Raw genomic sequence first — 20811 nt, 5'->3', positions numbered from 1 at the left:
CGACGATTCCCGCGTCGATACCGATGGGGAAGACGGCGGAGAAGGCGCCGAAGCCCTTCTTCTCGGCGAGGTCGCGCACCGCGGAGTACGAACCGGCGAAGCCGATCGCCGCGATCAAGACCGCTCCCGCGACGACCACGCCGATCAGTATTCGGTGTGTGCGTGTCAGCTTCATCGCGGCCACCCGCGATCCCCTCCAACTCTCGGCATCTGGCGCGCACAGCCTGGCACACGTGTACGCGCCGCGGCGCCCGGGCCCGGCGCGGGGCCCGGACGCACGCTGCCGTTTGGGGGGTTGTGCGGCTTAGTTGTCGGCCTTGCCGCCGGTCGTGCCGGACTCCTCGGCGGGCTTTCCGGATGCGTCGGAGGCCTTGCCGGACGGATTGTCCGTCTTGTCGGATGTGCCGCCCTTGCCGCCCGCCGTGTTGGCATCGGCCACGGCCGCGACGACTTCCTTGGCCGCACCCTGCGCGTCCTTCAGCAGGTCTTCGGCCTTCGGCGTCTTGCCGGTCTCGTACCCCGCGCCGTTGTAGTTGAGGGTGATGACGACATTGGCCGAACGCACCAGGAGGGTCTGGTTCTTGAAGCCGTCGCCGTCCTTCTTCAGGTCGTAGCGCACGGTCGTCGCCTCGTCGCCGACCCCGGGCGCCGTGCCGGTCCTGAGGCCCTTGACGCCCTTGGTGTCCGAGACCGACTTCACGCGGCCGGCCTGCTTGGCGTACGCGTCCTTGGCGCGGCTCTCACCGCTGCCGAGGGTCGGGTCGGAGTCGAAGCGCTGGAGGGAGACGTCGAGCCAGCGGTACTGGAAGCCGTCGAGGCCGTTCCAGGAGCAGGTGCCGCGGGCGTCGGTGTCGGCGGACTTACCCGTCGTACCGCCCGGGCTCTTCGCCTTGGGGACGAGCTTCTCGACCGTCTTCTTGGCGATGGTCTCGCAGGGCTGGGGCAGCTTGCCGTACTTCGCGGCCGCCACTGTCGGGGAGGCACTGGGCTTGGCGGACTTCGACGCGCCGCCGGAGTCCGAGTTCTTCGCGTCGGAGCCGGAGTCCAGGGAGCAGCCGGCGACCAGCATCGCCGGTATGACGGCTGCGCAGGCGAGGAGGCGGGCGAGCGGCGGGGCTGTTCTGGGCATGATTCCTTCACTCATCGGTGGTGGGGCTATTCGCTGATGCGCCCGACCAGTTCCTCGGCGAGGCGCTGGGCCTTGCTCTGGAGGTCCTGGCTCTCGGGCAGGTCGGCCTGGAGGGCCGACCACTGGTCGTACTGGACCGTGACGATGACGTTCGACACGCGGAAGACCACTTCGATGTCGCGGTGGACACCGGAGTCGGCGGTGGCCAGGCGGTCGTCGAGGTACGCGATGTCGGCGAGGTCGTCCAGGGGGCGGGGCGCCGTGTCGGGGTCGGCGCCGGCGTCCGTGGACGGGCTCTCGGAGCTGTCCGCGCCCGGCTCGCCACCCGTTTTGCCTGCCCTGCCCGCTTCACCTGTCTCGTCGCCCTCACCGGTCCTGCCGGACGGATCGGCGGAAGCGTCGGCGGACGGGTCGGACGCGTCGGACGGGCCGGTGGTGCCGGCCGGGTCGGCTTGGTCGGCGGCGGACTCGGAGGCAGAGGCCGATGCCCCCTCCCCGTCCTCTTCCGCGCCGCCGCTGGGCGCCACGGCGGGGATGTCGGCCGCGGCGGCCTTCTTGTCGTACAGCTCCTGCGCGCGGTCGTCGTCGCTGACCGCCGGGTCGTAGGAGACCACACGCTCGAAGTCGATGGCGAGGTGACGGGTGCCCGCCTCGGTCTCGGCCTTCCAGCGACAGCCGACGCGACGGTCGGTGTCGTACGTGATGGAGGCCTGGCCGTCGTACGCCTTCTTCCGCTCCTCCGCCTCGAGGCTGTCGATGCCGGGCAGCAGCGAGCGCAGCGTGCCGGCGCCGACGGCTCCGCAGGGCTCGGGAAGGGTGCGGTATCTGCCGGGCTGGGCGGCAGGGGCGGTCGTGGTGGGGCCGCCGGGCTTGGCGTCCTCGGCCCCGCCGTCGTCCGGGCCGCCGCTGCAGCCGGTGAGCCCTGCCGTGAGCAGGGCCGCTGCCAGCGCGGCACCCGGTACGTACGCCCTTCGCTGCACGCTCTCCGGCTCCTTCCCGACGAAAACTGTTTGCCGCCGTTCGACGGCCGATGGACACAATGTGTACCGCACCCACTGCCGCGTTCGCCGTTCCCTTGGTGGGAATCCGGCGGTACGTCCGGCTTTTGCGTTTTTCAGCTTTTCGGGGGAAAGAGGAAGTCATGGCATACACCGAAGTGCCCGGCGCTCGGGTGCCGATCCGGATGTGGACCGACCCGTCGACGGTCGAGGGCGGTGCGATGCAGCAGCTGCGGAACGTCTCGACTCTTCCGTGGATCAAGGGCCTCGCCGTCATGCCGGATGTGCACTACGGCAAGGGCGCGACGGTCGGCTCGGTGATCGCGATGCAGGGTGCGGTGTGCCCGGCGGCCGTGGGTGTGGACATCGGCTGCGGCATGAGCGCGGTGAAGACCTCGCTGACCGCCGACGACCTGCCGGGCGATCTGTCCCGGCTGCGGTCCAGGATCGAACAGGCGATTCCGGTCGGCCGGGGCATGCACGACGAGCCGGTGGACCCGGGACGGCTGCACGGCTTCCCGGTCTCGGGGTGGGACGACTTCTGGGCGCGGTTCGACGGAGTGGCGGACGCGGTGAAGTTCCGCCGGGAACGGGCCAGGAAGCAGATGGGGTCCCTGGGTTCGGGTAACCACTTTGTGGAGTTCTGCATCGATGCATTCGGTTCTGTCTGGCTGATGCTCCACTCCGGCTCCCGCAACATCGGCAAGGAACTGGCCGAGTTCCATATCGGACAGGCGCAGAAGCTGCCGCACAACCAGGGGCTGGTCGACCGCGACCTCGCCGTCTTCATCGCGGACACCCCGCAGATGGCGGCGTACCGGCACGACCTCTTCTGGGCGCAGGAATACGCGAAGCGCAACCGCGCCCTCATGATGGGCCTGTTCCAGGACGTCGTCCGCAAGGAGTTCACGAAGGCGAAGCCCACCTTCGAGCCGGTGATCTCGTGCCACCACAACTATGTGGCCGAGGAGCGCTACGAGGGCATGGATCTGCTGGTGACCCGCAAGGGCGCGATCCGGGCCGGAGCGGGCGAGTACGGGATCATTCCGGGCTCGATGGGCACGGGCTCGTACATCGTGAAGGGACTCGGGAACGCAGCGTCGTTCAACTCGGCCTCGCACGGCGCGGGCCGGAGGATGAGCCGTAACGCGGCGAAGCGGCGCTTCTCGACGCGGGATCTCGAGGAGCAGACGCGCGGCGTGGAGTGCCGGAAGGACGCGGGCGTCGTGGACGAGATTCCGGGCGCGTACAAGCCGATCGAGCAGGTCATCGAGCAGCAGCGGGACCTGGTCGAGGTGGTCGCTCAGCTCAAGCAGGTCGTCTGCGTCAAGGGTTGACGAGGTAAGAGGGAAACGGGTGCGGTGCCGGGCTGGGCACCGCACCCGTGTTGTGCAGCCCCTCGACGGCTGGGCTCGTTCGGTTCACCGTCCCCGCTCACGGCTTTTGGCCACTGCGCGCGCTCACGGCTTATGGCTCACGGCTCATGGCTTGCGATTCAGGGCCCGGGCTCGCGCTCGCGGCTTGCTATGCGCCGCTCACTGCGCGGCCCAGGGGTGCGGGGTGCCGGTCTCGCGCGACAGCAGGACGGCCTACCGCTCCCGGTGGACCTTGTAGTTGGAGGCCTGGGCGCGGGGCCGGACCACCAGGAGGTCGACGTTGACGTGGGAGGGGCGGGTGACCGCCCAACTGATCGTGTCCGCCACGTCCTCGGCCGTCAGCGGCTCGGCCACTCCCGCGTAGACGGCCGCCGCCTTCTCCTCGTCGCCCCGGAAGCGGGTGACCGCGAACTCCTCGGTCTTCACCATGCCGGGCGCGATCTCGACGATGCGCACCGGCTGCCCGTTCAGCTCCAGACGCAGCGTCTCGGCGATGACATGGGCGCCGTGCTTGGCGGCGACATACCCGCCGCCGCCTTCGTAGGTCGCCAGTCCGGCCGTGGAGGAGAGGACGACCACCGTGCCGTCGCCCGAGGCGGTGAGGGCGGGGAGCAGGGCCTGGGTGACGTTGAGGACGCCCAGGACGTTCACCTCGAACATCGCACGCCAGTCCTGCGGGTCCGCGGACGCGACAGGATCGGTGCCGAGTGCGCCGCCCGCGTTGTTGATCAGGACGTCGCAGCGGCCGAGAGTGGCGGCGAAGGCGTCGACGGCGGCGCGGTCGGTGACATCGAGGGCGTAGGCGAGAGCCTGGTGGCCGGCGGCCGTCAATGCGGCGGCGAGGGACGTGATGCGGTCCTGGCGGCGGGCGGTGAGGACCACGTGATAGCCCGCTTCGGCGAGCCGGCGCGCGGTCGCGGCCCCGATGCCGCTGCTCGCGCCGGTGACGACGGCGGTACGGGTGGTCATGGAGGCTCCTCAGGCGTGGCGACAGCGTCCGTGGGCAGCATATGCGGCTGCCAACTGCCTTCGCCGCTCCGTTCGTTCCGGCCGGAAGATCTGTTTCGTCCTCAACACAACTTTGCCATCCCTTGGTGTTGTGAACATCACGTTTACAGCAGTCTCCCTCACAACAGGCGGTGATTTCCGACTCATGGGCATCACCGATCCCCCAGGCAAGGCGAAAGGTACGAACATGGCGAGGAACCGCGCGATGCGGTACGGAGGCCGGCTGTCGGTGTTGTCGGCGGCGGCTCTCGGAATGGTGGTGGCGACGGCACTGCCCGCCGCGTCCGCCGATGAGCCCACCCGGGAGCAGCTCATAGCCGACTGCGACTCCGGCAAGGGCAAGTGCGGCTTCAACGAGCCGGTGCTCGGCGAGGCGTACCTCGGCGACTTCCACCAGGTGTCCAATTCGCTCTACAACTGCAGCACTTCGGCCGCCACGCAGTCGATGGGCTGGACGGACACCGTGGGCTCCACGGACTCGGCGGGCGGTTCCGTCACCGCGGGCGGCACTATCGCGGGGCTCATCGACCTCAGCGTGACCGCGACCTACAGCCACACCTGGTCGAGCACGCACGCCGAGACCAGCTCCCTGAACATGACCGTGAAGCCGGGCGAGGTGGGCTGGATCTCGCGTGCGCAGGTGATGCAGACCGTCTCGGGCACCTGGCAGACGCACTACGAGGACCGACAGTGGGGTCATTACTACTGGTTCGTCCCGGATACCATCACCGGCCCCGCGCCGAACGGCACGGACGGCAAGAGCAACGCGGTGATCGTCAAGACCCGCGAAATGAGCGCCGCGGAGAAGGCGTCCTGCTCCAGCGGCAAGCACGAGGGAAGGACGTTCCAGCGGAGCCGGTGACGGGGGGACGACGCCACCGGTGTCCGTCCACCGGTGACCTCTGCCCACCGCGCCGCTGATCCGCCGTGCCGGTCGGGTGCGGCACCGGTCCTGCCGGTCGGTTGCGGCACCGGTCCGCTGGGGGACCACCCCCGCTGATCGCCGCGGCGGTGCTCAGCTGCCTCGCGGGGCGTACATGATCACAGCGACCCCCGCGAGGCAGACGAGCGCTCCCGTCACGTCGTACCGGTCCGGCCGGTAGCCGTCCGCGACCATCCCCCAGGCCAGGGACCCCGCGACGAACACCCCGCCGTACGCCGCGAGGATGCGGCCGAAGTCGGCGTCGGGCTGGAGCGTGGCGACAAAGCCGTACGCCCCCAGGGCGAGGACCCCCGCTCCGGTCCAGGCCGAGCCACGGTGTTCCCGCACCCCCTGCCAGACCAGCCAGGCGCCGCCGATCTCGAGGAGAGCGGCGAGGGCGAAGAGCGCGATGGAGCGGGCGATGAGCATGACGGCAGATTACGTACGGCCGCTTGCCTACGGGCTGCTTGCGTACGGGGGGCGCCGGAAGGGCAGCGTGGCGGTCGGCCGCATCTCGGCGGCGACCACCCTGGAGCGGGAACTCCCACGGGGCGGGGCCGCGCGGCCACCGGACTCCGGGCCCGTCCACTCCGCGGGTGAATTGTCCCTGGGGCGGACATGGCCGGGGGAGGCGCGGGGCACCGACGGAGAATCCGAGATGAGTGGCGGAGGGCACCGCCGGGTCGCGCTCCCTGATGAATGGAGCACCCGAGTGACTGCCCCCGCCTCCGTTTGGAGCTGCCCGTTCCCACCGACCGCCGCCCTCGACTTCGACCCCCTGCTCAAGCAGATGCTCGACGAGGCGCCCATCGCCCGGATCCGCCTCCCCCACGGGGAGGGGGAGGCCTGGCTCGTGACCCGCTACGAGGACGTCCGTACGGTCGTGACCGACCCGCGGTTCAGCCGGGCGGCGGGCATCGGACGCGATCTGCCCCGGATGACCCCTGACGCGATCGGACAGGCCGAATCGATCAACCTGATGGACCCGCCCGCCCACACCCGGCTGCGCAGACTGCTGGACCAGGGCTTCGGCAGCGCATACCTGGAGCGGACGCGGCCCACGATCCAGCGCATCGTGGACGTGCTGCTCGACGAGATGGCCGAGCACGGATCCCCCGCCGACCTCGTACAGCACCTGGCGGCGCGGCTCCCGCTGTGGGCCATCTGCGAGCTGCTGGCCATCCCGGAGGAGGACCGTCCCCAGTTGCGGCGCTGCGCGGTGGCCATGATGGCGACGGTGGCACCGGACCGGGAGGCGGCGACCCAGTCGCAGGCCGAACTGCGGGCGTACTTCACCGAGCTGACGGCCCGGCGGCGCCGCGCCCCCGGGAAGGACCTGCTCAGCATGCTGGCCATGGCGCGGGACGGCGAGGACGCCCTCGACGACCACGAGCTGGCCGCCATGGGGATGGTCCTCCTCGTCACGGGGCACGACACCAGCAGCTACCAGATCAGCAACATCGTCTACACCCTGCTGACCCACCCCGAGCAGCTTGCCGCGCTGCGGGCGCGGCCGGAGATGCTGCCGCGCAGCATCGAGGAGCTGCTGCGGTACATCCCGTACCGGCGCGGCGTCGGTGGTATCCCGAGGGTGGCCACCGAGGATGTGGAGGTCGGTGGGGTGATGATCCGGGCGGGCGAGCCGGTCCATGTCTCGTATCTCACCGCCAACCGCGACGGCAGCGTCTTCGAGCGGCCGGACGAGCTCGACCTCGACCGGGAGGCACGGGCGCATATGGCCTTCGGCTGGGGCGCCCACCACTGCGTGGGAGCGGAGCTGGCCCGGATGGAGCTCCAGGTCGCCATCGGCACGCTCCTCGACCGCTTCCCCGGACTCCGGCTGGCCGCGTCGCCCGGGCAGCTGCAGTGGGAGAGCGGCTCGCTCTGGCGCTACCCGCATGTGCTCCCCGTCGCCTGGTGACGGCGGCCCGATGCCGGCACCGCGGGCCGGACGGCTCGGCTCACGGGGACGTACGCGACGGCCGGCGTTGCCGTTACGCGGCGGAGCGACGGGCACGAGCCCGCAACGTACGACGTGGTGGCCGGACGGCTCGGCCCACGGGGACGTACGCCGTGGGCCGGGCGTGCGGGGCTCACCCATGCGGGCGCGCTCGCGCCGGGTGAAGGGCGAATCCCGGCGACACGCCGTAAGTGCTGCGACAACTCCTCCGGCCGCCACAGAATTGATGCTGCATCAGGGTGAGTTCGGCGTGGCGCTCACGTCGCGGAACGAAGGCTCCTCGCTTTGCATCGGAATGTGCCGGAAACCCCCAGGGTGGCCACAGGCGCCACGGCCGGCACAGGAGGAGTCCATGCGACCAGCTCGTGTTTTCGCCACCGCGGTCGCGGCTACCGCGCTCGTCGGTCTGGCCGCCCCCGCCGCCACGGCCACGATCAACCCGCACTGGGAGCGCCCGGGGCAGACTGTTCGGATCACTGACGACAAGAAATGCGACCCCCGCAAGGGGGCGAGTGCCTACTCGGCCGCCTTCGGGACGGTCCGGCTCCGGGCCAGCGGCGACCAGCTGGCCGGTGAGGCGAAGGTCCACCGGGACGCCAAGGGCAGGAACAAGGTCCTTCTCCGGTGCGGTGACGGCAGGAAGTTCTTCGACTGGCTGAGCGTCGGCCCCACCGGGGGCTCGCGCGCCGGTGAGGGCGGGAGCATCGGCGGGTTCGGCAACCGCGAGTTCGTGGGCGGCGCCGCGCTCGTCGCGCTGGCGGCCGGCGGGGGCGCCGTGGCCGTCCGCCGCCGCGTAAAGGGCCAGGCGTGATCCGCCGCGGCGGCACTCGGGACGACGACATATCACCGGCAGACATATCACCGGCAGACGTAGCAGCGGCAGGCATAGCAGCGGCAGGCATGGCAGCGGCAGACATTGCACCGGCAGCGATATTAATGAGGGGCACCCCGCAGAGAAGGGGTGCCCCTGCCGCTGTCATCGGCGCCTGCCTGTCATCCCTGGGGAGCGGACGGCCGCTCCTGGCTGTGAAGCTCCTCGCGTGCCGCTGCTCCGGTGTGCGCGCGGGCCACCCGGTCAGGGCCGGCTCCGCAACCGACACGCTTTTCCCCCTTCCCGTCTGGCGCCCGGAGCGCACCAAGGGGGCCCTGACCTGCGGCGGAGTGACCTGCCGATCTGCCGTCGAACGGGGCTGTACGAAGGTGACGGCAACGGGAACGGCAACCAGCGCCCGGCGTGCCCTTGCTCCGCGGGGCGTGCGCGTGGGGCCGTCCCATGGGCCCCCACGCAGCGCTGTTGACGTGAACGCGGAACCCCCGGTACGGGCCGACGCTGCGGGCGGTCTCAGCGGAGGGGGCGTCGACGCGTGCGCCGGGACCATCGCGCGGCCGTGAAGGCCACATCGGCCACGACGAGCACGATGCCGATGACCAGGAGATAGAACAGCCCCTCGGCCACCGCGCCGATGATTCCCAGGACGACGGCCACGAGAAGCAGGAACAGGAAGAGCGCCATGGGCGAAACACCCCCTCTGGGGCTGGAGTCGTGACGGTCAGCGGCGCGCGAGTCGTCGTCCGCCGTTGGCGCCCGGCTGGTAGGCCACGCCGTAGTGCTTGAAGATCGCTTCTTCCTGCTCGGCCGGCAAGATGTCGTCCGTGCCGATGGCCGGGGCCTTCTTCACCACTCCCCTGGCGTGAGCGACCTTGACATAGCGAGGTCCCAGGATCGCCTCTTCGAGGGGGACGAAGACCAGACGTTGCCGGGTGGGCAAGCCGGTGCGGACGGTGGCCATGGCCGGTTCGTCGGTAGCGGTGTCCACGTAGATCGCTTCCAGCGCGCCGATCTTGTGTCCCTTCGGGTCGACGACGTCCTGGTCGCGCCACTCGCGGATATCGGCTGGATGGATCATGCATCGCTCCTTGCGGCGCAACGACGGTGCCCACAACGGCCCCGGTGTACAGACACCGGGGCCGCCCCTTCCGGGTCGTTGCACGTGAGAGTGCACCGGCCCACTCATCATGCTACGCCTCAGGCACTTTTCCGACATAGCGGAGTTTAACGGCAATGTAGCCCACCGGTGCCCGGAACCGGCCCCCGCGTCACCTCAGCCCCGTGCTTCCTCTTCGGCTTCCATGAGCCGGATCCCCTGGTGCGTCATCGTGACCATCGCGGGCGTATTGCCCTGTGCCCAGTCGACGGTGATGAGCCCCTCGCCCAACAGATATGCGCAGGCGGCGGCGAGATCCTGCTCAGGGACCCGGAGGTCGTCCCGCAGCTTCGCCCCGGTGACGCCCAGGAGACGATTGCCTTCCGTGGCCTCGTACAGGGCCTTCATGATCGCCTCGCGGTAGTGCTTCCGCTCGTGCAGTGTTGCCATGGTTGCCGCCCATTCGTGCCGGGCATGGACGTGAACCCCATGAGACCGGGGTCGCCGCCCCGATGAGGGGCCTCGCTTCAGACTTCGTCCGTCTGCGTACGGTTCTCCTCGGAGGATTGACTGGTGACGAGCCAGGACTGCGCGGGCTCTGCGACACGCGTGGTGTCCACGGTGAGGTGGAGGCGCGTTCCGCCTCCATCGTCGGTGGGATAGCTGCGCTGTTCGGTGGCGGCGAAGCAACGGCGGAGAACCTCTGCGACCTGGCGGGCAGCCTCGGGGGACGCGGCGACGATACGCACCTCGGCATGCCCGGACGAGGGTACTTCCAGTGGCTTCATGGTGACCTCGCTCATCAAGGACGTCGTGTCGGTGGGTGTGACGCCGTCGCGCCACACCCACCGCCGCCGGTCGGGGAACACGCCGGAGTCATACGCCGCCTCCGTCGCGGTGCTCGCGGTGGGTGGTGACGAGGGGTGATCCGGGTGGTCCGGCGGGCCCGGCCGGTCGTCGGCTCTTCCGGCTCCGTCGGCCGACTCCCGGCAGGGCGTCGCTGTAGGGGAAGGCCGCGATCCTTGCGTCGTGCTGCGCGTTGAGCCGGTGGATCAGGAACCTGCCCACGATGATCATGGCGATGAGCGTGGCCACGATGATGACGATGTCCATGTCCTCACTTCCCTACTTCCCTCGGGCGGAGGTCAGGAGGCCGACCGGGTTCCCTGCCTCCGAGCCGACTCCGCCGTCGGTCTCCCACTCCTCTTCCTGGCCTCGCGTCTCTGTTGCTTCGCGGGCCGAGTCCTCCTCGCCCATCAGACCACTGGCGGTGAGGAGGCCCCCCGGGGCGGCTGCGGCGGACATCAGCCGGGCAGCGGCAGCCGCAGCTGTCTCCGGCGGGATCACCAACAGGTCCCAGCGGCCCGAGGTGTAGGAGAAGAGGATCAGCTTGTTCGGGTCCTGCTCGTCGGTGAACCAGCCCACGTGCACCGTGTGCCCGGTCACCGGCACCTTGCGCGGGATCACGGGCCAGTGGGCCGGGTTCACCGTGACGCGCGTGATCCGGCCCCAACGGGTGTCCAACATGTCTGTGAGGGCGGGAAGTTCACGAGAGAGATCGCGCGAGCGCGGCCACCAGGCACCGTCCAGGAGACCTGGAACCGAACCCATCGGCGTCAGGGACACGCGGACGGGTGGCGAGGGTACGCGCTCATTGATGGTTGTACGTTCGATCGTCGCGGTCATGGCGCGGACCTGTCTCGGGGCTCGGCTCCGACCGTCCCGGTGTTGTCGCTCGCCGAGAACGACACCAGCATGGGAGCCGGTGTGCGAAGTACTCCCGGTGCTTTCACCCTACTCCGGTTGACGGCCCAAGGTGCGGGGGCTGACCAGGTATTTTGCGGGTTCGAACCGATGCGGCGGCATGCCCCCGCATCGGCGCGCCCCCGTATCGGCACGCGGAGTACCGTGAAAAGACGAGGTCACTTCTCTCGGCGGACGCACTGCCCTCCGCAGACGGGCGCACACACCATGGCCGACTCCGACCCCCCTGTCCCCAAGCTTCTGCCGGACGCCGTCCACCAGGCCGTGAAGCCCGGCACCGCTCTGCTGAGGCTGGAGACGACACACGCCCGCGAAGGGGTCCTCGACGGCGCGTGGTGGCCGCGGTCCCGTGACATCGGCGCCGAACTGCCCAGCCTGATCGCCGCACTGACCGAGCATCTCGGCCCCGTGACGCGCGTCGGCCTGGACGCCAGTGCCTGGGAGGAGCTGCCGACACGTCTGATCATCGACGACCGGGTCGTGCACATCGACTCCTTCCCCGTCGGTGACGACACCGTCCTCATCACCCGCGGCGACCGGGACCTTTTCTCCTTCTTGGTGGTCCCACCGCATGCGACGCCTGACGCGGCACGCGCCGCGATGGCCAGGGCTGTCCGGGCCGACAACGTCACCCAGGCCGAACAGATCCTCATCGAGACGAGTACCGATCCAGCGCGCCCGATTCCCGCTGAAGAGCCTCGGACGGGCCAGGAACGCCGCGATCGGTGAGGAAGCCGTCAGGGGTACGCCGCCGCCTTCCCAGCCGGATGGGCGATGTGGTCCTCCCTGGCGGCGGCCGACGGGAACCGACCGAGCTGCAAGCTCCCGGCATATGCGCTCAATGTGCTTCGGCGGCCTGACGGCTGTGTCCCTCAGCAGGCTGTAGCGCACCGGACAGGCCCGCCCGGAATCCCCGTCAACCAGGTCAGGGCCAGACCAGGCAGTACGGCTCGTGCCCCGCCTCGTGCAGCCGGTGCGAGAAGTCCTGCCACTCGTGCAGCAGCTGGTAGACGTTGAACGCGTCCCGCGGTCCGCCCCGGTCCGGGACCGTGGACCATATGAAGGCCGCCGCGCCGACGGACTCCTCGCCCACGCCCCGCAGCGGGTCGACGACCGTCATCGGGAGCTTGACCACCGCGTAGTCCGGGTGCAGCACGACCAGCTCGAGCGGCGGCACCTTGTTCAGCGGTATGCCCTGGATGCCCGTGAGGACCATCGCCGCCATCGTCTCGGGCTTGATCTTGGTGAACATGCCCCCCATGCCGAGCTCGTCCCCACCGAGCTCCTCCGGGCGCATGGAGATGGGGACCCTGGCCGCGGTCGCTCCGTCCGGCGCGCCGAAATATTTGTAGGTCACCCCCACTCGGCCACCCCTGCTCCCACCACTTCGCGCTTCGCCCTCGCGCCGGTGCCGCCCCCTCTGAGCGCGCTCGGGGCCCAGGTCATCGGTCCCCTCGCCCAGTCCGCCACCGCGCTGCATATCTCCACCCGACCACTCGCGGACACCGCCGCGCAACCCGATCATCGTGTCAGAGACCTCCCCCGCCGACGGGCGGTGAAACGCCCGGGCTCGCATCCCCGCCGGGCTCTGACACCATGGCTTGCGTGACTTACTCGTACGATGCACCAGTTTCGCAGACGCTGTTCGACCGCGCGGCCGTCGTGACGCCCGGTGGCGTGAATTCTCCCGTCCGCGCGTTCCGCGCTGTCGGCGGTACGCCCCGTTTCATGGTGTCCGGTACCGGTCCGTACCTGACCGATGCCGACGGTCGCGAGTATGTCGACCTCGTGTGCTCCTGGGGACCGATGATTCTCGGCCATGGTCACCCCGCCGTTATCGAGGCGGTACAGGCCGCAGTGGCCCGGGGTACCTCCTTCGGTACGCCCGGCGAGGGCGAGGTGGCACTCGCCGAGGAGATCGTCGCCCGGGTCGGGCCGGTGGAACAGGTGCGGCTGGTGTCCTCCGGTACCGAGGCCACCATGTCGGCCATCCGTCTCGCCCGCGGCTTCACCGGCCGCGCGAAGGTGATCAAGTTCGCCGGCTGCTACCACGGGCATGTGGACGCGCTGCTCGCCGCGGCGGGGTCGGGTGTGGCGACCTTCGGACTGCCGGACACCCCGGGGGTCACCGGTGCGCAGGCCGGCGACACGATCGTGCTGCCGTACAACGACCTGGACGCCGTACGGCATGCCTTCGCGCGGTACCCGGGCGAGATCGCCTGTGTGATCACCGAGGCGTCGCCGGGCAACATGGGCGTCGTGCCGCCGCTGCCGGGCTTCAACGCCGGGCTGAAGTCGCTGTGCGAGGAGAGCGGTGCGCTCTACATCTCCGACGAGGTCATGACGGGCTTCCGGGTCTCGAAGTCCGGCTGGTACGGGATCGACGGCGTCGAGCCGGACCTGATGACCTTCGGCAAGGTCATGGGCGGCGGCTTCCCCGCCGCGGCCTTCGGCGGGCGCGGCGACGTCATGGCGCACCTCGCCCCGTTCGGCCCCGTCTACCAGGCGGGAACCCTCTCCGGGAATCCGGTCGCCACCGCCGCCGGGCTCGCGCAGCTGCGGCTCCTCGACGACGCGGCGTACGAACGGGTGGACGCGGTCTCCGCGGAGGTGCGCGCCCTGGTGACCGATGCGCTCACCAAGGAGGGGGTCACACACCGGCTGCAGACCGCCGGGAACATGTTCTCCGTCTTCTTCACCGACGATGAGGTCACCGACTACGACACGGCCAAGGCCCAGCAGGCGTACCGTTTCTCCCCGTTCTTCCACGCCATGCTCGCCCAGGGCGTTTACCTTCCGCCGTCCGCCTTCGAGTCCTGGTTCGTCTCGACGGCCCACGACACCGCCGCGATCGAGCGGATCGCGGCCGCTCTGCCGACCGCGGCGCGGGCCGCCGCCGAGGCCTCAGCATGATGGATGACATGACCAACGCGAGTGCCCCCAACGATCAGAGCAGTACGGTCGTGCACCTGGTGCGCCACGGCGAGGTGCACAACCCCGACGGTGTGCTCTACGGGCGCCGGCCCGGCTACCACCTCTCCGACCTGGGGCGGCAGATGGCGGACCGGGTCGCCGAGCACCTTGCCGAGCGGGACATCCGGTACGTCGTCTCCTCCCCGCTGGAGCGGGCGCAGGAGACGGCCACGCCGATCGCCAAGTCCCACTCCCTGGATCTCGCCACCGATGAGCGGTTGATCGAGGCGGGCAATGTCTTCGAGGGCAAGGCCTTCGGGGTCGGTGACGGCGCGCTCAGGCGCCCGGGCAACTGGCGTCACCTCACCAATCCCTTCCGCCCCTCGTGGGGCGAGCCCTACATCGAGCAGGTCGTACGGATGATGGCGGCGCTCGCCGCGGCGCGCGATGCCGCCCGCGGGCACGAGGCGGTGGCGGTCAGCCACCAGCTGCCCATCTGGATCGTGCGCAGCTTCGCGGAGCGGCGCCGGCTGTGGCACGACCCCCGTCGGCGCCAGTGCTCGCTCGCGAGTCTGACGTCGTTCACCTTCCAGGGGGACCGGCTCGTCGCGGTCGGCTACAGCGAGCCCGCCCGGGATCTCGTCCCGGCGCATCTTCTCCCGGGCGCCCAGCGCCGCTTGGGCAGGGGATCGGTCAAGGGCGCCAAGGGTTTCGGGGCATAACTTCAAGCCAGTTACCGGAACCCCCGTCTTCGTCACCCCCTCTTACCCCATGTCCGTTTGTGTGAGGACGGGCACGGTGGTGGCACGTGCGGATGGGGGACGGCAATGCACGACATCAGTCGGCGGGGGCTGCTGGGGATGGGACTGGGCGCGGCGGCGGCACTCGGAGTCGGGGGCTGCGGCACGGAGCCGGGCAAGGGGTGGCCCGGCTCCGACGGGGGCCGGGGCGGTAACGATCGCGCCAAGAAAAAGCTGATCGGTGACGGATCGACGGCCGACACCGGGCCGCAGCCCCATCAGCCCGAGCCGGAGCGGCTCGAACCCGGCCAGACCCCGCCGCAGTTCGTCGTTTTCTCCTGGGACGGCGCGGGCGAGGTCGGGGACGGCCTCTTCCCCCGCTTCCGCAAGGTCGCCAGGGATCACGGCGCCGCCATGACCTTCTTCCTCTCCGGGCTCTATCTGCTGCCCGAGTCGAAGAAGAACCTCTACCGGCCGCCGAACAACCCCACCGGGGCCTCGGACATCGGATACCTCACCGATGAGCACATACGGGTGACGCTGGAGAACATCCGTCTGGCCTGGCTGGAAGGCCATGAGATAGGCACGCACTTCAACGGCCACTTCTGCGGGGGTTCCGGCTCCGTAGAGAACTGGACGCCCGCCCAGTGGCAGTCCGAGGCGGACCAGGCTGTGTCCTTCGTCACCAGGTGGCGGACGAACACCGGCTTCAAGGACCTCGACCCGCTGCCCTTCGACTACCGGAAGGAACTGGTCGGCGGCCGCACCCCCTGCCTCCTCGGACAGGGCAACCTGCTGCCGACGGCCCGGATGCTCGGCTGGCGGTACGACGCGAGCTCGCCCGGCGGCCGTCAGGTCTGGCCGGAGAAAAAACAGGGCATATGGGACCTACCGCTCCAGCAGATACCTTTCCCCGGCCGCAGTTTCGAAGTCCTGTCGATGGACTACAACATGCTCGCCAACCAGTCGCAGAACGCGACGCAGAGCGACCCCGCGAAATACCCGGCCTGGGAGAAGCAGGCCCGTGAGGCGCTGATCGCCGGCTTCCGGCGCCCCTACGAGACCAACCGCGCCCCCTTCTTCATCGGTAACCACTTCGAGAAATGGAACGGCGGCATCTATATGAACGCCGTCGAGGACGCCATCAAGTACATCGCCGACGGGAAGCGGACGGACGTACGGCTCGTCTCCTTCCGTCAGTACGTGGACTGGCTGGACGCCCAGGACCCCAAGGTGCTGAACAAGCTCCGCGGGCTCGGCGTCGGCGAGCGCCCGGCGGGTGGCTGGAAGTCATACCTCTCCGCCGTCTGAGCAGCCGTATCCTTCCGCCGTTCGAGCGGCCCGGACTGCCCCTGGCAGGGGGTTTCGGGTGGGTTGAGGGGGGTGCGGAAATTCCCCGGAAGCGCCATGCGAAACTTTTCACATGAGTGCCTGCCGCGCCCCCCGACGCCGCACGACCCGCCGCCGTACCGCCCTGCTGGCGGTCGGCGCGGCGGCCGCCACCCTCGCACTGACCGCCTGCGCCGACGGCGGTACGGCCGGTGGCTCCGCCGGAACGAAGTTCGTCCCCGGCACCGGTGGCATCGACCGGGTGAAGAAGGCCGACCGTCAGCCGCTCCCCGGGATCTCCGGCACGACCCTCGACGGCAAGAAGCTCGACCTCGCCGACTACAAGGGCAAGATCCTCGTCGTCAATGTGTGGGGCTCGTGGTGCTCGCCGTGCCGGCTCGAGATGCCGCACCTGGTGAAGGTGGCCAACGACACCAAGGCGGACGGCGTGGAATTCGCCGGGATCAACACCCGCGACCCCAACAAGCCGCCGGCGGAGAAGTTCGAGAAGGAATTCGACGTCCCCTACCCGAGTCTCTACGACCCGATGGGGAAGCTGATGCTGCGCTTCCCCGCCGGAAGCCTCAACCCGAAGGCGATTCCGTCCACGGTCATCGTCGACCGGGACGGCAGGATCGCGGCACGGGCCCTCAAGCCGCTGGGTGAGGAAGAGCTGCGCAAGGCCCTCGCACCGCTGATCGCGGAGAAGTGATCACGTGAGCGTGCTCGCCGCCGCCGCGACAGATCCGAACGGGACCGTGATGACGGGCGCACTCCTGCTCGCGGTGCCCGTCGCCCTCCTCGGCGGACTCGTCTCCTTCTTCTCCCCGTGCGTGCTGCCGCTCGTGCCGGGCTATCTCTCGTATGTCACCGGTGTCAGCGGCACCGATCTGGCCGAGGCGCGGCGGGGCAGGATGGCCGCGGGGGCGTCGCTGTTCGTCCTCGGCTTCACGGCCGTCTTCGTCTCCGGTGGCGCCCTGTTCGGCAACTTCGGCCTGACACTGGAGGCGCACAAGGAGACCATCTCCAAGGTGCTGGGAGCCCTCACCATCCTCATGGGTCTGATCTTCATGGGGGTGCTCGGCGGCTTCACCCAGCGCGAGTTGCGCTTCCATAAAAGGCCCGCGGTGGGGCTGCTGGGAGCGCCGATGCTGGGCGTGCTGTTCGGTATCGGCTGGACCCCGTGCCTCGGCCCCACGCTCGCCGCGGTCAACGCGCTGGCGTTCAACGAGGCGAGCGCGGGCCGCGGGGCGCTCCTCACCACCGCGTACTGCCTGGGCCTCGGCGTGCCCTTCATACTGGCCGCGGTCGCCTTCCGCCGGGCCCTCGGCGCCTTCGGCTGGGTCAAGCAGCACTACGTCTGGGTGATGCGGATCGGCGGCCTGATGCTGGTCGCGGTCGGCACCCTGCTCGTCACGGGTGTCTGGGAGCGCATGATCGCCGGTATGCAGGTCTGGACGAACAACTTCACGCTGGGAATCTGATCCATGAGCACAACGGACAACGCCGCCGCCGAGGCCGCGGAGGAGACCGGCCTCGCCGAGGCCGGCTCCCAGCTGTCGACAGCGCCGGTCGAGGAACAGCCCGGGCAGGCCGTGCCCGGGTCGTTCGGCGGAGCGCGCCGACCGGGTGTGCTCGGCTGGCTCGGCTGGTCCGGCCGCGAGGTCATCGGCTGGGGCCGCTGGTTCTGGCGGCAACTCACCTCCATGAGGGTCGCGCTGATCCTGCTCTTCCTGCTGTCCCTGGCCTCCATCCCCGGCTCGCTGGTGCCGCAGGCGAGCGTCGACCCCGTCAAGGTCCAGAGCTTCAAGGCCGCCCATGAGACGCTCGGTCCCCTCTACGAGAAGCTCGGGCTGTTCCACGTCTACAGCTCGGTGTGGTTCTCGGCGGTCTACATCCTGCTGTTCGTCTCGCTGATCGGCTGCATCATCCCGCGCAGCTGGCAGTTCGTCGGCCAGCTCCGCGGCCGCCCTCCGGCCGCCCCGCGCCGGCTGACCCGGCTGCCCGCCTACACGACCTGGCGTACGGACGCCGAGCCGGAGAAGGTGCTCGCCGCGGCTCATCGGATGGTGCGGCAGCGCCGCTTCCGTGCGCACACGACCGGTGACGCCGTCGCCGCCGAGAAGGGTTATCTGCGGGAGACCGGCAACCTCGTCTTCCATATCGCGCTGATCGTGATGCTCGTCGCCTTCGCCGTGGGGCAGTTGTGGAAGTCCGAGGGCGGCAAGCTGATCGTCGAGGGCGACGGCTTCTCCAACACCCTCACGCAGTACGACGACTTCAAGTCCGGCAGTCTCTTCGACTCCGACACCCTCGCTCCCTTCGGCTTCTCGCTGAACAGCTTCGACGCCACCTACGAACGCACGGGCCCCCAGAAGGGCACCCCCCGCACCTTCCGCGCCCACGTCGCCTACTGGGAAGGCCCGGACGGCAAGGAGCGCAGTTCGGCCATCGAGGTGAACAAGCCCCTCGACGTCGCGGGTAACAAGGTCTACCTCCTCGAACACGGCTACGCACCGGTCGTCACCGTCCGGGACGGGCAGGACGACATCGCCTACCAGGGCCCGGTCGCCTTCCTCCCCCAGGACGGCAACCTCAGCTCCGTCGGCGTGATCAAGGTTCCGGACTACCGGGACAAGGACGGCAAGAAGGACCAACTCGGTTTCCAGGGCCGGTTCACTCCGACCTATGCGCTCGACGCGGTGCGCGGCCCGCACTCCTCCTTCCCCGCGCTGGACTATCCGGTGCTGTCGCTGAACGCCTTCCACGGCAGTCTTGGCATCGACTCCGGGCTGCCGCAGAACGTCTACCAGCTCGAGACGCGGAAGATGAAGCAGTTCAAGGACAAGAGCGGTGACTTCCTCCGCAAGGCTCTGCGCCCGGGGGAGACCCTGACCCTCCCGAACGGCGCCGGCTCGCTGAAGTTCGACGGCGTGAAGACCTGGGCCAGCTTCCAGATCTCCCACCAGCCCGCCAACGGGGTGGCGCTCGGCGGCGCCGTGGCCGCGCTGGCGGGCCTCGCGGGCTCGCTCTTCATCCAGCGCCGCCGGGTGTGGGTGCGGGCGGTCCGTGGGGACGACGGCACCACGGTCGTCGAGATGGCCGGCCTCGGCCGCAGCGAGTCCGCCAAGCTCCCCGAGGAATTGGCCGACCTGGCTGTGGCCCTCCAGCCGGACGCGCCGGTGGCCGTGGAGCAGGAACCGGGCGAAGAAGCAGCCGAAGAAGCGGACGAAGAAGCGGACGGCGACCCGGACGGCGACCCGGACGACATGGCCCCGCAATCGGACGCGGAACCCGCCGCGCAATCCGACGCTCAGCCCGGCGAAGAAGCCGAACAAGAAACTGATCAAGAAGCCCACGCAACAGACCCCCCAGAAGACAACGACTCTGCTGATCCCGCCGAAGGAGCGCGCGCGTGAATCTCGCGACCGCAGCCAACGAGGACATGGCCAACATCAGCAATGTGCTGATCTATTCGGCGATGGCCGTCTACACCCTCGCCTTTATCGCGCATATGGCGGAATGGGTGTTCGGCAGCCGTAGCAAGGTCGCCCGCACGGCCGCCGCGCTCACCGAGTCCGCAGCCGCTCCCGCCGTCACCGTCCAGGCCGCCCGGAAGGACGGCGGCACGGCCGTGCTGGAGCGCCCCAAGGTCGTCACCCGGTCCGTCGCGGGCCGCCGCGACGTCCCCGACGGCCCGGGAGCCGCAGGCGGGAGCGAGCAGGGCGATCTGTACGGACGGATCGCGGTCTCCCTCACCGTCCTCGCCTTTCTGATCCACTTCGGTGGCGTGCTCACCCGCGCCCTCTCCGTGGAGCGCGCCCCCTGGGGCAACATGTACGAGTTCTCCATCACCTTCTCGGTGGTGGCCGTCGGGGCGTACCTCGTCCTCCTCGTGCTCAAGAAGAACGTGCGCTGGCTCGGGCTCCTGCTGGTCACGACGGTCCTCCTCGATCTCGGTCTCGCCGTCTCTGTCTTGTACACCGCGAGCGACCAGTTGGTTCCCGCCCTGGACTCGTACTGGCTGTGGATCCACGTCTCCTGCGCGATCATCTCCGGCGCCGTGCTCTACCTGGGTTTCGTCGGCACGCTGCTCTACCTCTTCCGCGACCGCTACGAGGCCAAGCTCGCCGACCCGCTGGGCCGTCAGCCGGGTGCCTTTGCCTCGTCCGTGCTGGAGCGACTGCCGTCGGCCGCCAGCCTCGACAAGTTCGCGTACCGCATCAACGCGACGGTCTTCCCGCTGTGGACCTTCACGATCATCGCGGGCGCGATCTGGGCCGAGGCCGCCTGGGGCCGCTACTGGGGCTGGGACCCCAAGGAGGTCTGGTCCTTCATCACCTGGGTCGCCTACGCCTGCTACCTGCACGCTCGTGCCACCGCCGGCTGGAAGGGCCGCAAGGCCGCCTACCTGGCCCTGATCGCCTTCGCGTGCTACCTCTTCAACTACTACGGCGTCAATATCTTCATCACCGGCAAGCACTCCTACGCCGGGGTCTGACACTCCGACGACGACGCCCGGACGACGCGACGCTCCGACGGCGACGAGTCGTCCGGCGGCGGCTCGTACGGCTCGTACGGTACCTACGGCTCGTACGGTTCGTGACGACGTCGCATGGCCCGTCGGTTCGTGATGACGTCGCATGGCCCGTCGGTTCGTGATGACGTCGCACGGCCCGTACGGCTCGTACTCCCGTCGCACGGCCCCTACAACGCGTGCGTCACACGACGGCGGCGGGGGGGTCCC

At 69.6% G+C, this 20811-nt stretch carries 24 protein-coding genes; 12 read left to right on the top strand and 12 right to left on the bottom strand.

The features are described 5' to 3' along the window. From ACTWQE_RS28475 to ACTWQE_RS28465, 3 genes are all read right to left on the bottom strand, one after another. Positions 1–184: DUF2637 domain-containing protein (locus ACTWQE_RS28475; RefSeq protein WP_443331936.1), on the bottom strand; the 184-nt coding region annotated here is incomplete at its 3' end. A 120-nt stretch (positions 185–304) separates the two neighbouring features. Then, complete coding sequence (locus tag ACTWQE_RS28470) at positions 305–1129, bottom strand: DUF3558 domain-containing protein (RefSeq protein WP_443331935.1); 825 nt, start codon at positions 1127–1129, stop codon at positions 305–307. Between the two features lie 26 nt (positions 1130–1155). Next, positions 1156–2109, bottom strand: a complete 954-nt coding sequence (locus ACTWQE_RS28465) for a hypothetical protein (RefSeq protein ID WP_443331934.1) — start codon at positions 2107–2109, stop codon at positions 1156–1158. A 161-nt stretch (positions 2110–2270) separates the two neighbouring features. Between ACTWQE_RS28465 and ACTWQE_RS28460 the strand changes: the two genes are divergently transcribed. Further along, on the top strand, positions 2271–3464 hold the full coding sequence (locus tag ACTWQE_RS28460) for an RtcB family protein (protein ID WP_443331933.1): 1194 nt from the start codon (positions 2271–2273) through the stop codon (positions 3462–3464). 252 nt (positions 3465–3716) lie between these two features. Here the strand turns inward: ACTWQE_RS28460 and ACTWQE_RS28455 are convergent, their stop codons facing one another. Beyond that, positions 3717–4472 carry an SDR family NAD(P)-dependent oxidoreductase gene (locus ACTWQE_RS28455; RefSeq protein WP_443331932.1) on the bottom strand — a complete coding sequence of 252 codons (756 nt, stop codon included), beginning with the start codon at positions 4470–4472 and terminating at the stop codon, positions 3717–3719. A gap of 226 nt (positions 4473–4698) precedes the next feature. Between ACTWQE_RS28455 and ACTWQE_RS28450 the strand changes: the two genes are divergently transcribed. After that, a complete protein-coding gene (locus ACTWQE_RS28450) occupies positions 4699–5373 on the top strand; it encodes a hypothetical protein (RefSeq protein ID WP_443331931.1) in 675 nt (224 codons plus the stop codon). Between the two features lie 153 nt (positions 5374–5526). Here ACTWQE_RS28450 and ACTWQE_RS28445 read toward each other — a convergent pair whose 3' ends face one another. After that, complete coding sequence (locus tag ACTWQE_RS28445) at positions 5527–5862, bottom strand: YnfA family protein (protein ID WP_443331930.1); 336 nt, start codon at positions 5860–5862, stop codon at positions 5527–5529. A gap of 283 nt (positions 5863–6145) precedes the next feature. Between ACTWQE_RS28445 and ACTWQE_RS28440 the strand changes: the two genes are divergently transcribed. Both ACTWQE_RS28440 and ACTWQE_RS28435 read left to right on the top strand, forming a co-directional pair. After that, complete coding sequence (locus ACTWQE_RS28440; protein WP_443331929.1) at positions 6146–7354, top strand: cytochrome P450; 1209 nt, start codon at positions 6146–6148, stop codon at positions 7352–7354. 391 nt (positions 7355–7745) lie between these two features. Further along, on the top strand, positions 7746–8204 hold the full coding sequence (locus ACTWQE_RS28435; protein WP_443331928.1) for a hypothetical protein: 459 nt from the start codon (positions 7746–7748) through the stop codon (positions 8202–8204). A 531-nt stretch (positions 8205–8735) separates the two neighbouring features. Here the strand turns inward: ACTWQE_RS28435 and ACTWQE_RS28430 are convergent. From ACTWQE_RS28430 to ACTWQE_RS28405, 6 genes are all read right to left on the bottom strand, one after another. Further along, complete coding sequence (locus ACTWQE_RS28430) at positions 8736–8906, bottom strand: hypothetical protein (RefSeq protein ID WP_443331927.1); 171 nt, start codon at positions 8904–8906, stop codon at positions 8736–8738. A 37-nt stretch (positions 8907–8943) separates the two neighbouring features. Further along, positions 8944–9300: a PRC-barrel domain-containing protein gene (locus ACTWQE_RS28425; RefSeq protein WP_443331926.1), complete on the bottom strand. Its 357-nt coding sequence runs from the start codon at positions 9298–9300 to the stop codon at positions 8944–8946. A gap of 195 nt (positions 9301–9495) precedes the next feature. Beyond that, on the bottom strand, positions 9496–9768 hold the full coding sequence (locus tag ACTWQE_RS28420; protein ID WP_443331925.1) for a hypothetical protein: 273 nt from the start codon (positions 9766–9768) through the stop codon (positions 9496–9498). 77 nt (positions 9769–9845) lie between these two features. Then, on the bottom strand, positions 9846–10106 hold the full coding sequence (locus tag ACTWQE_RS28415; protein WP_443331939.1) for a hypothetical protein: 261 nt from the start codon (positions 10104–10106) through the stop codon (positions 9846–9848). 88 nt (positions 10107–10194) lie between these two features. Next, positions 10195–10431, bottom strand: coding sequence for a hypothetical protein (locus ACTWQE_RS28410; protein WP_443331924.1), 237 nt, complete (start codon positions 10429–10431; stop codon positions 10195–10197). A gap of 12 nt (positions 10432–10443) precedes the next feature. Then, positions 10444–11004, bottom strand: coding sequence for a DUF5994 family protein (locus tag ACTWQE_RS28405; protein ID WP_443331923.1), 561 nt, complete (start codon positions 11002–11004; stop codon positions 10444–10446). A 285-nt stretch (positions 11005–11289) separates the two neighbouring features. Between ACTWQE_RS28405 and ACTWQE_RS28400 the strand changes: the two genes are divergently transcribed. Beyond that, positions 11290–11811: a DUF5994 family protein gene (locus ACTWQE_RS28400; protein WP_443331922.1), complete on the top strand. Its 522-nt coding sequence runs from the start codon at positions 11290–11292 to the stop codon at positions 11809–11811. A gap of 196 nt (positions 11812–12007) precedes the next feature. Here ACTWQE_RS28400 and ACTWQE_RS28395 read toward each other — a convergent pair whose 3' ends face one another. Then, positions 12008–12562, bottom strand: coding sequence for a hypothetical protein (locus tag ACTWQE_RS28395; protein WP_443331938.1), 555 nt, complete (start codon positions 12560–12562; stop codon positions 12008–12010). Between the two features lie 116 nt (positions 12563–12678). Between ACTWQE_RS28395 and hemL the strand changes: the two genes are divergently transcribed. The 7 genes from hemL (at position 12679) to ccsB (ending at position 20565) form a co-directional block, all read left to right on the top strand. Further along, a complete protein-coding gene (hemL, locus tag ACTWQE_RS28390; RefSeq protein WP_443331921.1) occupies positions 12679–13995 on the top strand; it encodes a glutamate-1-semialdehyde 2,1-aminomutase in 1317 nt (438 codons plus the stop codon). Continuing rightward, positions 13992–14717 (top strand): histidine phosphatase family protein, encoded by a 726-nt coding sequence (locus tag ACTWQE_RS28385; protein WP_443331920.1) that lies wholly within the window; start codon positions 13992–13994, stop codon positions 14715–14717. The genes hemL and ACTWQE_RS28385 overlap by 4 nt, the downstream gene beginning before the upstream one ends. 105 nt (positions 14718–14822) lie before the next feature. Then, on the top strand, positions 14823–16046 hold the full coding sequence (locus ACTWQE_RS28380; RefSeq protein ID WP_443331919.1) for a hypothetical protein: 1224 nt from the start codon (positions 14823–14825) through the stop codon (positions 16044–16046). Positions 16047–16158: 112 nt separating this feature from the next. Next, on the top strand, positions 16159–16776 hold the full coding sequence (locus tag ACTWQE_RS28375) for a TlpA family protein disulfide reductase (RefSeq protein ID WP_443331918.1): 618 nt from the start codon (positions 16159–16161) through the stop codon (positions 16774–16776). A 10-nt stretch (positions 16777–16786) separates the two neighbouring features. Beyond that, complete coding sequence (locus ACTWQE_RS28370) at positions 16787–17548, top strand: cytochrome c biogenesis CcdA family protein (RefSeq protein ID WP_443331937.1); 762 nt, start codon at positions 16787–16789, stop codon at positions 17546–17548. A gap of 3 nt (positions 17549–17551) precedes the next feature. Beyond that, complete coding sequence (gene resB / locus ACTWQE_RS28365) at positions 17552–19483, top strand: cytochrome c biogenesis protein ResB (protein WP_443331917.1); 1932 nt, start codon at positions 17552–17554, stop codon at positions 19481–19483. Next, complete coding sequence (ccsB, locus tag ACTWQE_RS28360) at positions 19480–20565, top strand: c-type cytochrome biogenesis protein CcsB (RefSeq protein ID WP_443331916.1); 1086 nt, start codon at positions 19480–19482, stop codon at positions 20563–20565. The genes resB and ccsB overlap by 4 nt, the downstream gene beginning before the upstream one ends. Positions 20566–20811: the final 246 nt, after the last annotated feature.

The sequence above is a fragment of the Streptomyces sp. 8N706 genome (assembly GCF_052245415.1).
Taxonomy (GTDB): domain Bacteria; phylum Actinomycetota; class Actinomycetes; order Streptomycetales; family Streptomycetaceae; genus Streptomyces.
The sequence above is the reverse complement of the archived record's forward strand: the minus strand, read 5'-3'. Positions and strand labels throughout refer to the sequence as shown.